The 14189-nt window shown below is 65.3% G+C and carries 14 protein-coding genes; 9 read left to right on the top strand and 5 right to left on the bottom strand.

Annotated features, from left to right (window positions below):
- From E8E91_RS13235 to E8E91_RS13215, 5 genes are all read left to right on the top strand, one after another.
- Positions 1 to 741 (top strand): energy transducer TonB (locus E8E91_RS13235; RefSeq protein WP_280375615.1); only part of this gene is annotated, 741 nt, incomplete at its 5' end.
- 15 nt (positions 742 to 756) lie between these two features.
- Positions 757 to 1464 carry a MotA/TolQ/ExbB proton channel family protein gene (locus E8E91_RS13230; protein ID WP_280375161.1) on the top strand — a complete coding sequence of 236 codons (708 nt, stop codon included), beginning with the start codon at positions 757 to 759 and terminating at the stop codon, positions 1462 to 1464.
- Position 1465: 1 nt separating this feature from the next.
- Positions 1466 to 1867, top strand: a complete 402-nt coding sequence (locus E8E91_RS13225) for a biopolymer transporter ExbD (RefSeq protein ID WP_077521618.1) — start codon at positions 1466 to 1468, stop codon at positions 1865 to 1867.
- Positions 1868 to 2318: 451 nt separating this feature from the next.
- Complete coding sequence (locus E8E91_RS13220) at positions 2319 to 2900, top strand: alpha/beta hydrolase (RefSeq protein ID WP_280376131.1); 582 nt, start codon at positions 2319 to 2321, stop codon at positions 2898 to 2900.
- Positions 2901 to 3108: 208 nt separating this feature from the next.
- Positions 3109 to 4029, top strand: coding sequence for a sigma-54-dependent transcriptional regulator (locus E8E91_RS13215; RefSeq protein WP_190833069.1), 921 nt, complete (start codon positions 3109 to 3111; stop codon positions 4027 to 4029).
- Positions 4030 to 4119: 90 nt separating this feature from the next.
- On the opposite strand, the gene E8E91_RS13210 is transcribed toward E8E91_RS13215, so the two are convergent.
- The 5 genes from E8E91_RS13210 to E8E91_RS13190 all read right to left on the bottom strand — a co-directional run bounded on the left by E8E91_RS13210 (position 4120) and on the right by E8E91_RS13190 (position 8871).
- On the bottom strand, positions 4120 to 5313 hold the full coding sequence (locus tag E8E91_RS13210; RefSeq protein WP_280376130.1) for an MFS transporter: 1194 nt from the start codon (positions 5311 to 5313) through the stop codon (positions 4120 to 4122).
- A gap of 237 nt (positions 5314 to 5550) precedes the next feature.
- On the bottom strand, positions 5551 to 6297 hold the full coding sequence (gene tcyN / locus E8E91_RS13205; RefSeq protein ID WP_280376129.1) for an L-cystine ABC transporter ATP-binding protein TcyN: 747 nt from the start codon (positions 6295 to 6297) through the stop codon (positions 5551 to 5553).
- Positions 6297 to 6965 carry a cystine ABC transporter permease gene (tcyL, locus tag E8E91_RS13200; RefSeq protein ID WP_190833074.1) on the bottom strand — a complete coding sequence of 223 codons (669 nt, stop codon included), beginning with the start codon at positions 6963 to 6965 and terminating at the stop codon, positions 6297 to 6299. The genes tcyN and tcyL overlap by 1 nt, the downstream gene beginning before the upstream one ends.
- Complete coding sequence (gene tcyJ, locus E8E91_RS13195) at positions 6962 to 7759, bottom strand: cystine ABC transporter substrate-binding protein (RefSeq protein ID WP_190833076.1); 798 nt, start codon at positions 7757 to 7759, stop codon at positions 6962 to 6964. Before tcyJ ends, tcyL begins: the two co-directional genes overlap by 4 nt.
- A gap of 110 nt (positions 7760 to 7869) precedes the next feature.
- Complete coding sequence (locus E8E91_RS13190; RefSeq protein ID WP_280376128.1) at positions 7870 to 8871, bottom strand: D-cysteine desulfhydrase; 1002 nt, start codon at positions 8869 to 8871, stop codon at positions 7870 to 7872.
- A gap of 284 nt (positions 8872 to 9155) precedes the next feature.
- On the opposite strand from E8E91_RS13190, the gene E8E91_RS13185 reads away from it, so the two are divergent.
- The 4 genes from E8E91_RS13185 (at position 9156) to E8E91_RS13170 (ending at position 14057) form a co-directional block, all read left to right on the top strand.
- Entirely contained in the window at positions 9156 to 9938 is a 783-nt protein-coding gene (locus E8E91_RS13185) for a MetQ/NlpA family ABC transporter substrate-binding protein (protein WP_179059630.1), read from the top strand.
- A gap of 232 nt (positions 9939 to 10170) precedes the next feature.
- Positions 10171 to 11361, top strand: coding sequence for a PLP-dependent aspartate aminotransferase family protein (locus E8E91_RS13180; protein WP_280376127.1), 1191 nt, complete (start codon positions 10171 to 10173; stop codon positions 11359 to 11361).
- Between the two features lie 222 nt (positions 11362 to 11583).
- Entirely contained in the window at positions 11584 to 12333 is a 750-nt protein-coding gene (locus E8E91_RS13175) for a GntR family transcriptional regulator (RefSeq protein ID WP_077521546.1), read from the top strand.
- Entirely contained in the window at positions 12330 to 14057 is a 1728-nt protein-coding gene (locus E8E91_RS13170) for a fumarate reductase/succinate dehydrogenase flavoprotein subunit (protein ID WP_280376126.1), read from the top strand. Before E8E91_RS13175 ends, E8E91_RS13170 begins: the two co-directional genes overlap by 4 nt.
- Positions 14058 to 14189: the final 132 nt, after the last annotated feature.

Genomic DNA, 14189 nt, shown 5'->3' with positions numbered 1-14189 from the left:
GACCTCGGCGTGCCGGTGCGCCAGGCGCTGGACCGCACGGTGTTCCGCAGCCCCGGCAACAGCCGCGTGCTCAGTCGCCGCGAAGCCTGGCTGCTGGGCGCCTTCGCCCTGGTCCTGCACGGCGCCGTGCTGCACTGGCTGAGCCAGAAGCCCACGCCGCCGCTGCCGGAAGTGCCGCCGCAGATTCCGCCCATGACCATCGAGTTCACCGCCCCGGCCCCGCCGGTGGTGGAACCGCCAGCGCCGGAGCCGCCGCCGCCCGTGATCGAGCCGCCGCCCCCGGTGGTCGAGGAACTGGCGGTGAAGCCGCCACCGCCCAAGCCGGTACCCAAACCCAAGCCGAAACCACAGCCGCCCAAGCCCGCGCCGAAGCCGGCCCCCAAGCCGGTGGAACCGCCACCCGCAGCGCCCAAGGCCGAAGCCCCGCCCGCGCCGCCGGCACCGCCGGCGCCAGCGCCGGTAACGCCACCCTCGGCCAACGCCGGCTACCTGAAGAACCCGGCGCCCGAGTACCCCGCCTTCGCCCAACGGCGCGGCTGGGAGGGCACCGTGCTGCTGCGCGTGCATGTGCTCGCCACGGGGCTGCCGAGCGAGGTGCAGGTGCAGACTAGCAGCGGCCGCGAACTGCTCGACGAGGCCGCGGTGCGCGCGGTCAAGCGCTGGACCTTCGTGCCGGCCAAGCAGGGCGAGGTCGCCCGCGACGGCTGGGTCAGCGTGCCCATCGATTTCAAATTGAACTGATCAGAGGATGACTCCATGGACCTGTTAACCAACCCCTTCGCCTCCATCGAGCACTTGGTGATCTGGCTGCTCATCGGCTTCTCCGTCGTCACCTGGGGCCTGGCCCTGGTCAAGGGCATCCAGTTCGCCCGCCTGAAACGCCGCGACCGCCAGTTCCAGAAGCGCTTCTGGAGCGCCACCAGCCTGGACAGCGCCGCCGAGCAGCTGCAGCAGCACGCTGGGGCCGCCGCCCACGTGGCCCAGGCCGGCTTCGCCGCGATCCAGGTGCAGGGCGGCCAGCCCGGCGACCTGAGCCAGGCGATCAACCACCAGGACCGCCTGGAGCGTGCCCTGCGCCAGCAGATCCAGCGTGAGCGCCGTTCCCTGGAGTCCGGCCTGGCGGTGCTCGCCTCGATCGGTTCCACCTCGCCCTTCATCGGCCTGTTCGGCACCGTCTGGGGCATCATGGAAGCCTTGAAGGGCATCAGCACGGCCGGCTCGGCCAGCCTGGAAACCGTGGCCGGCCCCATCGGCGCGGCGCTGGTCGCCACCGGCGTGGGCATCGCCGTCGCGGTGCCGGCGGTGCTGGTTTACAACTACTTCCTGCGCAGCCTGAAGCTCACCGCCGCCGACCTCGACGACTTCGCCCACGACTTCTACCTGCTGGCGCAGAAGAGCGCCTTCAAGCTGCTCGTCAACCCGGCCCCGGCACGTGCATCGGGCTCTGTGAAGGAGGCGTCCTGACATGGCCTTCTCCACCCAGGACAACGACGAAGTCCTTTCGGAAATCAACGTCACCCCGCTGGTGGACGTGATGCTGGTGCTGCTGGTGGTGTTCATCGTCACCGCGCCGCTGCTGACCAACGCCATCCCGATCAACCTGCCGAAGACCGAGGCCGTGGCCCCGCCGGAGCAGAAGGACCCGCTGGTGGTGAGCATCGACGGCGCCGGCAAGCTGTTCATCAACAAGGACGAGATCCAGCCCGATCTGCTGCAGACCAGCCTGGAAGCCGCCAAGGCGAAAGACCCGGAACTGCGCGTGCAACTTCAGGCCGACGACCAGGTGGACTACGGCGCCGTGGCCCGCGCCATGGCCTCCATCGAGCGGGCGGGCATCACCAAGCTCGCAGTGATTACCGCGCGCTGACGTAGGTTGGGCTGAGCTACGCGAAGCCCAACGAAGGCATCCGACACCGCGCGATGTTGGGCCTCGCTGCGCTCAGACCAACCTACGGCGTTTCTACGCTGACAGGCTTTGGTCGCCTCTCTTCAGGCAGGGGGGAGGCGGCCTTTTTATTCCTTTCGGGAGCACGCCGCACCTGCGCAGCGTGCTCGCGGAGCCTGGCGTGACTACGGGGCACGTGTCGCGACTTCAGGGTTGGCCCGGACTGCGTGAGCAGCTCCGGGCTCTTTTTTGTCCGCACGGCGGCCCCCCGGATATCCAGCAGGTCAGCACCCTGGACGAGCCCAGCCTGAAGGTGCAGCTACCGATGGCTTATAAGCTAATAATGCATAAGCAAATAAATTCTTATTCCTTAACAGATATATGACCAACGCCTAGACTGGCCAACATCGAATTTCAGCAAGGAGGGCTCGCCATGCGCAGCCAGGCCATTCGCTACCTGATCCTGCCGGGATGGCAGGGCTCCCCCGACGAGCATTGGCAAAGCCATTGGCAGCGCACGCTGCCCAATGCCAGCCGGGTCGAGCAGGCCGACTGGAACAACCCGGACCGCGCGTCCTGGGTGGAGGCGCTGGAGCGCGCCATCGATGCCGAACGTACTCCGGTGATCCTCATCGCCCACAGCCTGGGCTGCGTGACAGTTGCCCACTGGGCGGCCCAGTCCGATCCGGATGTGCTGCGCCGCGTGCGGGGTGCGCTGCTGGTGGCCCCGGCGGATGTGCAGCGCCCCGGTTGCCCTGAGCCGCTCAAGGGTTTTGCGCCTATCCCGAAGGATCTGCTGCCATTCCCGACGCTGCTGGTGGGCTCGGACAACGACCCTGCCGCCAGTCCCCAGCGGGCACTGGAAATGGCCCGCAGCTGGGGGGCCGAAGCGGCCATCCTCACCGGTGCCGGGCATATCAACGTGAAGTCCGGTCACAACACCTGGGAGCAGGGCTTCGCCCATCTGTATCGCCTGCAGAGCCGCGTCGAAGAGCTTGCTCGCCGCCGCGCCTGAGAACCTGCTCAGGATCGGCTGCGCGTCGGAATAACTGCGTTGAAAACGGCTTCGGGCTTGCTCATTTACAGCTCGTAAACTCCGCGGCCTCAGCCGTTCTCGCCTTGTTCTTCTCTAGCTCGCTCGACCCTGAACAGGTTCAGTCTTTCTATTTTTGTTACGCCAGGGTCCGCTGCACCGCAGCCTGGGCCCGGCGGGAGATTTCGTCATGAGTAAGGAAACCCCCGGCCAGCCACTGCTGACTTTCGCCGACGCCGACCGCAGCCCCCTGAGTATCCGGGCCCGTGCCTTGGTATTCGTCGACGCGCGCTCGCGCCAGTTGCGCGAAGAGGTCGACCAGCTCGCGCCCAGTGCGCTGCCGGTGCTGATCCAGGGCGAGACCGGTACCGGCAAGGAATTGCTGGCCCGGCAGATCCATCGTTCCAGCGACCGACCCGGCCTGTTCGTGGCGGTGAGTTGCAGCGCCATCAGCAAGACCTACGCCGAGGCCGAGTTGTTCGGCCACGCCGCCGGTGCCCACAACGGCTCGGCCAGCAGTCGCGCCGGCTGGTTCGGTTCGGCCAACGGCGGGACGCTCTACCTGGATGAAATCGGCGACCTGCCGCTACCCCTGCAGGGCAAGCTGCTGGCGGCCCTGGAAAGCCGCGAGGTGGTTCGAGTTGGAGCCCAGCAACCGACACCGGTGGATGTGCGCCTGGTGGCGGCCACCAGCATCGACCTGGCAAAGGCGGTGAACGCCGGCAAGTTCAACGCGCGGCTTTATCAGTATCTCGATGAAGGCCGAGTGGAACTGCCGCCGCTGCGCGAACGCCCGGACGACATTCTGCCGTTGGCCGAGTACTTCCTCGGCATCTACGCCCAGCGGCTGGACTTGCCGCTGCCGCTGATCAGCGCATCAGCCCAGGCGGCGCTTGAGGCCTACCCCTGGCCGGGCAATACCCGAGAACTGGAGAACAGCGTGCACTTCGCGCTGCTGGTCAGCGTGGGCGACGAGATCCTGCCCGAGCACCTCAACCTGCCCCCATTGCCGGGCTATGCGCAGCTCGCGGTGCAGTTGCGCCGCCTTGCGGCAAACGACGAGGAGCGCGACCACCTGCGCCAGCTGTTCGCGGAGGTGCTGGCGGGATAGGGCTTTGGTGTAGGAGCGAGCTTGCTCGCGAATGATCGGGCACCGCTTTTCGCGAGCAAGCTCGCTCCTACATTTGGCTCGCAATCCGGGTTACGGATGGAGCTGTCCGGTGGCTTTCAGGTGGTCCTTTACCGAGCGCAGGCGCGGCAGCGGCAGGCAGACGAGGATGGTCAGGGCCAGCACGCCCACGCCCATCAGCGGCAGGTTGGCCAGGCCCATGTTGGTGCTCAGCCACAGTCCTCCGACGAAGGCGCCGCTGGCGTTGCCCAGGTTGAAGGCGGCGTGGCTGAGGGTGGCGGCGAGGCTCGCCGATTCGCCGGCCTGCTCCACCAGCAGCAATTGCAGCGGCGAGGAAATGGCGAAGCTGGCCACGCCCCAGAGGAACAGGCAGCCCAGCGCCAGGGCCGGAACCTGCGCGAATGCGAACAGGCCCAGCAGGCACAGCGCGCTGACGATGAAGGCCAGCGGCAGCGAGTAGCGGAAGCCCTTGTCCGCCAGGCGGCCACCCAGCAGATTGCCCACGGTGAGACCGATGCCGAACAGCAGCAGGGCGAAGTTGGCGTGCTCCGGGGTGAAGCCGGAGACGTCGCGCAGCAGCGGGCTGATGTAGGTGAACACGCCGAACAGCGCCACCGACGACAGGCTGCAGACAAACAACGCGTGCAGTACCGGGCGTCGCAGGATGCCGTCCCAGGCGCCGGCGGCATTGGCTTGCGGCTTCGGCGTGGCCGACAGCCAGAGCGCTTGCGCCAGCAGGGTGAGGAAGCCGAGGCCGGCCACCACCATGAAGGTCACCCGCCAACTGGTGGCCTGGCCCAGCCAGGCGCCGGCCGGAACGCCGAGCACGTTGGCGATGGTCAGGCCGCTGAGCACCAGGGCCATGGCCGAAGCACGGCGATGCGGAGGTGCCAGTTCGGCGGCCAGCAGGGTGGCGCAGCCGAAGAAGCCGGCATGGCTGAAGGCAGTGAACATGCGCATGGCCAGCAACCATTCGTAGTTCGGTGCCAGGGCGCAGCCGAGGTTGCCCAGGGCGTAGGCGCCCATCAGCCAGAGCAGTGCCTGACGACGCGGCAGGCGACCGAGCAACGGACCCAGCAGCGGCGCGCCGATCACCACGCCCATGGCGTAGGCGCTGACCAGCAGGCCGGCGTCGGACAGGCTGACCCGTAGGTCTTTGGCGACCTCGGGCAAGAGACCCATGATGATGAATTCGCTGCTGCCGACGACGAAGCCGCCCAGTGCGAGGGCCAGTAGCGGCAGGGAGAGGAGGGTGCTCGGGTTCATGCGGGTTCCGGTGGCGGGGCTGTATTGCGGGGGGCGCGGATTCTACGCGCATTTCCTTGCAGGGGGCTTACCGCTGGGGCGGAACTTGCGGTGGTGGGGATGTTGCACCTGTGGGAGCGAATTCATTCGCGAAGCAGGCTGAAGGCCTGCCTACAAGGTCGAGCCCGCTTCGCGGTCCTTTCGCGAATGAATTCGCTCCCACAATGAGTTCCCAGAAGGGGAAGTCGAGGTGTGGTTTCAGCCGTTGATGAACTTGCTCAGGAACTGCTTGGTGCGTTCTTCCTTCGGTGCACTGAACAGCGCCTTGGCATCGCCCTGTTCGACGATCACGCCCTTGTCGATGAAGATCGCGCGGTTGGCCACGTCGCGGGCGAAGCTCATTTCGTGGGTGACGATCACCATGGTGCGTTTCTCTTCCGCCAGGCCACGGATGGTGGACAGCACTTCGCCCACCAGCTCCGGGTCGAGCGCCGAGGTGGGCTCGTCGAAGAGGATCACGTCGGGTTCCATGGCCAGGGCGCGGGCGATGGCCACGCGTTGTTGCTGGCCGCCGGAGAGGCGCTTGGGATAGGCGTCTTCCTTGCCCGCCAGGCCGACCTTGGCCAGCAGCTTGCGGGCCTTCTCGATCGCGCGCTCGCGGGGTTCCTTCTTCACCACCACCGGGCCTTCGATGACGTTCTCCAGCGCAGTGCGGTGGGGGAAGAGGTTGAAGTTCTGGAACACGAAACCAACGTGCTGGCGCAGCTTGCGGATCAGCCCCTGCTGTTGCTTCAGCGGCTTGCTTGCGTCGATCTCGATCTCACCCACCCGGATGAGCCCGCCACTGGGCACTTCCAGCAGGTTGAGGCAGCGCAGCAGAGTGGTCTTGCCCGAGCCGCTGGGGCCGATGATGGCCACTACTTCGCCCGGCTCGATGGTCAGGTCGATGCCCTTGAGCACCTCCTGGCCCTTGAAGGATTTGGTCAGGTTACGGACGGTGATCATCAGCTGTCCTGCTCATGCTGGTTGACCCGCGCCTCGAGGCGGCCCTGGAAGTGCGACAGCACGGTGGCCAGCACCCAGTAGAGCAGCGCGGCGGCCAGGTACATGGTGAAGATTTCGAAGGTGCGCGCGGTGATCAGCTGCGCCTGGCGGAACAGTTCAGGCACCTGGATGGTGGCGGCTAGCGCGGTGTCCTTGACCAGCGAGATGAAGCTGTTGCCGAGCGGCGGCAACGCGGTGCGCGCAGCCTGCGGGAGGATGGCGCGGACCAGCGTCTGGGTGCGGCTCATGCCGATGCTGGCGGCGGCTTCCCATTGGCCCCGGTCGATGGAGGCGATGGCGGCGCGGAGGATCTCCGAGGTGTAGGCGGCCATGTTCAGCGAGAAGCCGATCAGCGCCGCGGGCAGCGGTTCGAGCTGGATGCCCAGCTGCGGCAGGCCGTAATAGATCATGAACAACTGCACCAGCAGCGGCGTGCCACGGAAGAAGGACACGTAGATTCGCGAAATCCACTGCAGGGCGGTGAAACCGTAGAGGCGCATCAGGGCGAGGACGAACCCCAGCAGCAGTCCGAAGAACATGCCGCCGAGGCTCAGTACTACCGTAAAAACCGCGCCCTTCAACAGGAAGGGCGCGGAATCCAGCGCAAGTTGAAGGCTTGCGTCGATCATTGGGTCACGTCAGCCTTGAACCATTTCTCGGAGAGTTTCTTCAGGGTGCCGTCGGCTTTCAGCTTGGCCAGCGCCTTGTCGATGGCGGCCAGCAATTCCGGGTTGCCTTTGCGCAGGGCGATGCCGGCTTCCTGGCGGGAGAAGGGTTCGCCGGTCACGGCCAGCTTGCCGCCGGTTTTCTCGACCATTTCGAAGGCGGCCAGGCGGTCCACCAGGATGGCGTCGATGCGGCCGACGTTGAGGTCCTGGAACTTGGTGGGGTCGTCGTCGTAGGTACGGATGTCAGCCTGCGGGACGTTTTCCTTCAGCCACTGCTCGTAGTTGGTGCCCAGGCCCACGCCGACTTTCTTGCCGGCCAGATCAGCCGCGCTCTTGATGTCGCCTTCGGTGCCCTTGCGCACCAGCGCCTGGATGCCGGAGACGGTGTAGGGGGTGGAGAAGTCGTACTTCTTCTTGCGCTCGTCGGAGATGGTCACCTGGTTGATCACCACGTCCAGGCGCTTGGATTCCAGCGCCGCGAGGATGCCGTCCCACTTGGTCGGCTGGAACTCGGCCTTCACGCCCAGCTCCTTGGCCAGTGCTTCGGCCAGGTCCACTTCGAAGCCGGTCAGCTTGCCGCTCTCGTCCTGGTAGTTGAAGGGCGGGTAAGTGCCTTCAAGGCCGACCTTGATGGCGCCTTTCTGCTGGATGTCCTGGAGCAGGTCGGCGGCGGAGCTGGTGCCGACGAAGCTGGCGCCGAGCACCAGGCTCAGGCTGCCGAGGATGAACTGGCGACGCAGGGTAGCGAATGTCATATGAGCCTCACGGGGCAGGTGTCTAAAGGTGGGGCAACTCTAAGGATTTGGTTATATGCAATAAAATAATTAAAAATTATTCATTGCTGCAAATAGAGCATAAGCAGGTGTCACGGGGTACCCGCAGGATGATAGGCGAACAACGCCGGGGAGCCACCGGTGTGCAGGAACAGCACCGGGCCGTCACCTTCGAATGCGCCCTTGGCGATGCCATCCAGCAAGCCGGCGAAGGCCTTGCCGGTGTAGACCGGGTCCAGCAGCAGGCCTTCAAGGCTGGCGGCCCGGCGCACGGCGTCGAGGGTTCCGGCGTTCGGTTCGCCATAGCGCGGGAAGAAATACTCGTCCCACAGCTCCACCTTGAGTCCGGCCGGGACCGGCACGCCGAGCAGGTCGGCGGTGCGTTGCAGCAGGCCTTCCACTTTCGGGCGCTGAGTGGCGTCTGGGCGCGAGACGGTGACGCCGACCACGCGCGTGCCGGGCAGGGCGTATTCCAGTGCCAGGGCGAGTCCGGCATGGGTGCCGGCGCTGCCGGAAGCCAGGACCACGGCCGAGAAGTGCTCACCGCTGGCCTTGATCTGCTCGGCCAGTTCCAGGCCGGCGCGCACATAGCCCAGGGCGCCCAGGGCGTTGGAACCGCCGATGGGGACCAGGTAGGGACGTTTACCGGCGGCGCGCAGGCGTTCGCCGGTGGCGGCAAGAAGCTCGTCGGCGTTGTCCAGGTTGGGCACGAGTTCGACCTCGGTGCCGAACAGGTCCAGCAGCAGGCGGTTGCCGTTCTCCAGGTAGTTGCGGTCGGCGGTGCCGATGGGGTTTTCCAGCAAGGCGACACAGCCAAGACCCAAGCGCGCGGCGAGGGCGGCGGTCTGGCGCACGTGGTTGGACTGGATGGCGCCGGCGGTGACCAGGGTATCGGCCCCTTGCGCCAGGGCCTCGGCGGCGAGGAACTCCAGCTTGCGGACCTTGTTGCCACCGAGGGCGAAGGGGGTGATGTCGTCGCGCTTCACATAGACGTCACGGCCGACCTTCTGCGAGAGGTGCGCAAGCTTCTCCAGCGGCGTGGGTGAGGGAACCAGTTCCAGGCGGGAAAAGCGGGCGAGGGCGGCGTTGAGCATGACAGCGGCTCACTGGGCAGTTGCGAAGCCTGCCACTCTAGTGAGCCGGCGCTTTGCAGGCAATTCGCAGACGCGACATGAAAGTACTGGTCAGTCAGGGCGGGGACGACATAGGGCGGTCTGTTCTCATATTCATAATGGAATATAAAAATAAGAAAACGATATTTGTTAGTTATAAAAAATCTTCGTAGTGTCGACCTCAACCCGGCACACCCAGACCGGGCATCCCAACACTTGCTCGCGGCTGAAGATCCAGCCGGAGCCGCAGAATCGAAAGGATCATCATGAAGAAGACCCTGCTGTTGACCGCTCTGGCTGCCGCCCTGTCCGTCACCTTCGCCCAGGCTGGCGAAAAGCTCGTCGTCGCCGCCACCCCGGTACCGCACGCCGAAATCCTGGAGCTGATCAAACCTCAGCTGGCCAAGGAAGGCGTGGACCTGGAAGTGAAGGTCTTCACCGACTACGTGCAGCCCAACGTGCAGGTCGACCAGAAGCGCCTGGACGCCAACTACTTCCAGACCAAGCCCTACCTGGACAACTTCAACAGCGGCAAAGGCACCCACCTGGTGATCGTCAAGGGCGTGCATGTCGAGCCCTTCGGCGGCTACTCCAGCAAGTACAAATCCCTGAAAGAGCTGCCGGACGGCGCCACCATCGCCCTCCCCAACGAAGGCAGCAACAGCGGCCGCGCCCTGATCCTGCTGCAGAAAGCCGGCGTGATTAAGCTGAAGGATCCGAAGAACGCCCTGGCGACCCCGAAGGACATCGCCGAGAACCCGCACAACTTCAAGTTCAAGGAACTGGAATCGGCCCTGCTGCCGCGTGTGCTGGATCAGGTCGACCTGGCCCTGATCAACACCAACTACGCGCTGGAAGCCAAGCTGAACCCGACCAAGGACGCGCTGGTGCTGGAAGACCGCACTTCGCCCTACGTGAACTACCTGGTCGCACGTCCGGACAACAAGGACAGCGACGCCATCAAGAAACTCTCCGCCGCGCTGACCAGCCCGGAAGTGAAGGCCTTCATCGAACAGAAGTACTCCGGCGCGGTCGTGCCGGCGTTCTGATCACCTGCTAGCCACGGTGGCGCACTGGCCAGTGCGCCCCTCCTCACGCCGACGAGTCTCGACTATCGTCGGCGTTCTTTTTTTCCGGGGCGGATCGTTCTTCCTTGTGGGAGCGAATTCATTCGCGATGGACCGCCTGGCGGTCCCTATTGGCAGTCCTGCGGACTGCATTCGCGAATGAATTCGCTCCTACACGTGTTCCAATCCGCCTCCTGCCTTTCCGGAGCCCCCCATGCCCACCCCCAAACCCGGCCTTTCCACACGTTCCGTCCACACTGGCAACGACGTCGACCGCAGGATGGTCACCCGGCCCAAGAGCCTGCCCATCTACGAATCCTCGGTGTTCGTCTATGACTCCCTGGAACAGGTGGACGACTTCCTCGCCGGCAACCCCGACAACTACATGTACACCCGCATCGCCAACCCCAATCAGGCGGCGCTGGAGGAGCTGGTGTGTGCACTGGAGGGTGGCGAAGCGGCGTTGTTCTCCGCGTCCGGCATGGCCTCGGTGAGCGCGGCGCTGCTGGGGCGGTTGAATGCGGGCGACCACCTGATCGCCAGCCGCGAGTTGTACGGCACCACTCAGAGCCTGATCGAGAAGGAGCTGGCGCGGTTTGGCATCACCGCCACCCTGGTGGAGATCAACGACCTGGCGGCTGTGGAAGCAGCCATCACCCCGACGACGAAACTCATCTACACCGAAACCGCCTCCAATCCGCTGGTTCGGGTCAGCGATGTGCCGGCCCTGGCGAAGCTCGCCAGGGCCCGTGGCCTGAAGCTGCTGGTGGACAACACCTTCCTTTCGCCGGCGCTCTACAACCCGCTGGCCGAGGGCGCCGACCTGGTGCTGCACAGCACCACCAAGTACCTCAACGGCCATAGCGACGCCACCGGCGGCATCCTGGTCGGCGATGCCGAGTGGATCGCCCAGGCGCGTCGCTTCCAGATCAATGCTGGCGGCAGCGCCAGCCCCTTCGAGGCCTGGCTGACCTTCCGTGGCGCCAAGACCCTCGCCCTGCGCATGAAGGCCCATTCGGCCAACGCCCAGGCTTTGGCCGAAGCCCTTGAGGCCCATCCGAAAGTGGCCCAGGTGTTCTATCCGGGCCTGCCTTCTCACCCGGATCACGCGCTGGCCCAGCGGCTGTTCCCCAAGGGCGCCTCGGGGATGCTCAGCTTCACCCTGCATGGCGGTCTGCCAGAGGTGGACAAGCTGATCCGCGCCCTCAAGAACACCGCGTTCGCGCCGTCGCTCGCGGGTGTGGCCAGCAGCATCACCCACCCCGGCAAGACGTCCCACCGCGCCCTCTCTCCGGAGGCCCTGGCCGAGCTGGATATCCATGACGGCACCATTCGCGTGTCGGTGGGCATCGAGGATGCGGCGGATATCGTTCAGGACTTCGTGCAGGCGTTGGATAGCCTCTGAGGCGCGAATTCTTGTGGGTCTTCTTGTGGGAGCGAATTCATTCGCGATGAGCCGCGCAGCGGTCGCTATTGGCAGGCCTTCGGCCTGCTTTCGCGAATGAATTCGCTCCTACAGGCTGTTCATATCAATATTCGATAATGGTATTTCCGTGACGGCTCTTATGCCCGCTATTCTCTCGCCACAACTTGTTATAACAAGTCAGGATCACGAGCGAACAACGACATGGCCGAATTGCTTCCCCTCTCCCCGGTACCGCTCTACAGCCAGCTCAAGGAGCTGCTGCGCGGGCGCATCCTCGACGGCACTTACCCGCCCCACAGCCGCATGCCCTCGGAAAGCGAGCTGGGCAAGGCGTTTGGTGTCAGCCGCATCACCGTGCGCCAGGCGCTGGGCGACCTGCAGAAGGAAGGCCTGATCTTCAAGATTCACGGCAAAGGCACCTTCGTCGCCAAGCCCAAGGCTTTCCAGAACGTCAGCACCCTCCAGGGCCTGGCCGAGTCCATGACCCAGATGGGCTACGAGGTGTTGAACCGACTGCGCAGCTTCAAGCACGTGCCGGCCAGCGCCCTGGTGGCCGCGCGACTGCAAGTGGAGGAAGGCAGCCCGGTGACCGAAATCCGCCGCGTGCGCCTGATCAACCGTGAGCCGGTCTCCCTGGAAATCACCTGGTTGCCCAAGGCGGTGGGCGAGAAGCTGGAGAAGGCCGACCTCGCCACCCGCGACATCTTCCTCATCCTCGAAAACGACTGCGGCATTCCCCTCGGCCATGCCGACCTCGCCATCGATGCGGTGCTCGCCGACGGCGACCTGACCCAGGCGCTGGAGGTGGAAGAAGGCTCGCCGATCATGCGCATCGAGCGCCTGACCCACGCTGCCGACGGCACGCCGCTGGACTTCGAACACCTTTACTACCGCGGCGATGCATTCCAGTACCGCCTGCGCATCGACCGTCAGAAGGGGCCCCAGGCATGAGCACCCGAGAACAGGAATACGACATCGTCGTCATCGGCGGGGGCACCGCCGGCCCGATGGCCGCCATCAAGGCCAAGGAGAAGAACCGCGAGCTGCGCGTGCTCTTGCTGGACAAGGCCAACGTCAAGCGCAGCGGCGCCATCAGCATGGGCATGGACGGCCTGAACAACGCCATCATCCCCGGCCACGCGACGCCCGAGCAGTACACCAAGGAAATCACCATCGCCAACGACGGCATCGTCAACCAGGCGACCGTGCATGCCTACGCCACCCACAGTTTCGAGACCATCGAGCAACTGGACCGCTGGGGTGTGAAGTTCGAGAAGGACGAGACCGGCGACTACGCGGTGAAGAAGGTCCACCACATGGGCGCCTACGTGCTGCCGATGCCCGAGGGCCACGACATCAAGAAAGTGCTCTACCGCCAGCTCAAGCGCGCGCGGGTGGAGATCAGCAACCGCATCGTCTGCACTCGCCTGCTGCTGGATGGCGAGGGCGCGGCGAGCGGGGTGATGGGCTTCGACTGCCGCAGCGGCGAATTCCGGGTGATCCGCGCCAAGGCGGTGATCCTTGCCTGCGGCGCCGCTGGCCGCCTCGGCCTGCCGTCTTCCGGCTACCTGATGGGCACCTACGAGAACCCCACCAATGCCGGTGACGGCTACGCCATGGCCTATCACGCCGGGGCGGAGCTTTCGAACCTGGAATGCTTCCAGATCAACCCGCTGATCAAGGATTACAACGGCCCGGCGTGCGCCTACGTCACCGGCCCGCTGGGTGGCTACACCGCCAACAGCAAGGGCGAGCGCTTCATCGAGTGCGACTACTGGAGCGGCCAGATGATGTGGGAGTTCCACCAGGAACTCGAAGGCGGCAACGGCCCGGTGTTCCTCAAGCTCGATCACCTGGCCGAGGAAACCATCCAGACCATCGAGGAAATCCTCCACAGCAACGAGCGCCCGAGCCGTGGCCAGTTCCACGCCAACCGGGGCACCGACTACCGCTCGCAGATGGTCGAGATGCACATCTCCGAGATCGGCTTCTGCTCTGGCCATTCGGCCTCGGGCGTGTGGGTCAACGAGAAGGCCGAAACCACGGTGAAAGGGTTGTACGCCGCGGGCGACATGGCTGCCGTGCCGCACAACTACATGCTCGGCGCCTTCACCTACGGCTGGTTCGCCGGGGTCAACGCGGCGGAGTACGTGGCCGGTCGCGACTTCGCTGAAGTCGATGCCGAACAGGTGGCGCTTGAGCGGGCCCGGGTGTTCGCCCCGCTGGAGCGTGAGCACGGCCTGCCGCCGGCCCAGGTGGAATACAAGCTGCGGCGCATGGTGAATGACTACCTGCAGCCGCCCAAGGTGACCAGGAAGATGGAGATCGGCCTCACGCGCTTCGCCGAGATCGAGCGGGACCTGGCGCAGATGAAGGCCAGCAATCCCCACGAACTGATGCGCGCGATGGAAGTGGCGGTAATCCGCGACTGCGCCGAAATGGCCGCCCGCGCCTCGCTGTTCCGCGCCGAGAGCCGCTGGGGCCTGTACCACCACCGCGTGGACTTCCCCGAGCGCAACGACGCCGAGTGGTTCTGCCACTGCCACCTGAAGAAGGGCGAAGACGGCCGCATGACCAGCTTCAAGAAAGCCGTGGAGCCGTACCTGATTCCGCTGGATGCCGAGGAGCAGCAGGCCTATGACCGCCTGCGGGTGAAGGCAGGCGTAGCGGCGTAGGTTGGTGCAGAGCGAAGCGAAGCCCAACAACCGGTTCGCAGAACCGGCCACCGGATGAAAGCGGGAGCGCGTTGCGCTCTTCGCGGCTGAAGCCGCTCCCACAAAAGAGCAAGCCGAGAGCCCCAGGCTCCA

Source organism: Pseudomonas sp. BN515 (assembly GCF_029873155.1).
Classification (GTDB): Bacteria; Pseudomonadota; Gammaproteobacteria; order Pseudomonadales; family Pseudomonadaceae; genus Metapseudomonas.
Note: the sequence above shows the minus strand (reverse complement) of the source record. Positions and strands in the feature narration are given on the sequence as shown.

What these genes read in the sequence shown, in the direction of transcription:
- E8E91_RS13190 (WP_280376128.1), bottom strand. Translation starts at nt 8,871, where the DNA reads ATGCTCAACGCCGCCCTCGCCCGCTTTTCCCGCCTGGAACTGGTTCCC.
- tcyN (WP_280376129.1), bottom strand. Translation starts at nt 6,297, where the DNA reads ATGATCACCGTCCGTAACCTGACCAAATCCTTCAAGGGCCAGGAGGTG.
- E8E91_RS13180 (WP_280376127.1), top strand. Translation starts at nt 10,171, where the DNA reads ATGCCCACCCCCAAACCCGGCCTTTCCACACGTTCCGTCCACACTGGC.
- E8E91_RS13220 (WP_280376131.1), top strand. Translation starts at nt 2,319, where the DNA reads ATGCGCAGCCAGGCCATTCGCTACCTGATCCTGCCGGGATGGCAGGGC.
- E8E91_RS13170 (WP_280376126.1), top strand. Translation starts at nt 12,330, where the DNA reads ATGAGCACCCGAGAACAGGAATACGACATCGTCGTCATCGGCGGGGGC.
- E8E91_RS13210 (WP_280376130.1), bottom strand. Translation starts at nt 5,313, where the DNA reads ATGAACCCGAGCACCCTCCTCTCCCTGCCGCTACTGGCCCTCGCACTG.
- tcyL (WP_190833074.1), bottom strand. Translation starts at nt 6,965, where the DNA reads ATGATCGACGCAAGCCTTCAACTTGCGCTGGATTCCGCGCCCTTCCTG.
- E8E91_RS13225 (WP_077521618.1), top strand. Translation starts at nt 1,466, where the DNA reads ATGGCCTTCTCCACCCAGGACAACGACGAAGTCCTTTCGGAAATCAAC.
- E8E91_RS13215 (WP_190833069.1), top strand. Translation starts at nt 3,109, where the DNA reads ATGAGTAAGGAAACCCCCGGCCAGCCACTGCTGACTTTCGCCGACGCC.
- tcyJ (WP_190833076.1), bottom strand. Translation starts at nt 7,759, where the DNA reads ATGACATTCGCTACCCTGCGTCGCCAGTTCATCCTCGGCAGCCTGAGC.
- E8E91_RS13230 (WP_280375161.1), top strand. Translation starts at nt 757, where the DNA reads ATGGACCTGTTAACCAACCCCTTCGCCTCCATCGAGCACTTGGTGATC.
- E8E91_RS13175 (WP_077521546.1), top strand. Translation starts at nt 11,584, where the DNA reads ATGGCCGAATTGCTTCCCCTCTCCCCGGTACCGCTCTACAGCCAGCTC.
- E8E91_RS13185 (WP_179059630.1), top strand. Translation starts at nt 9,156, where the DNA reads ATGAAGAAGACCCTGCTGTTGACCGCTCTGGCTGCCGCCCTGTCCGTC.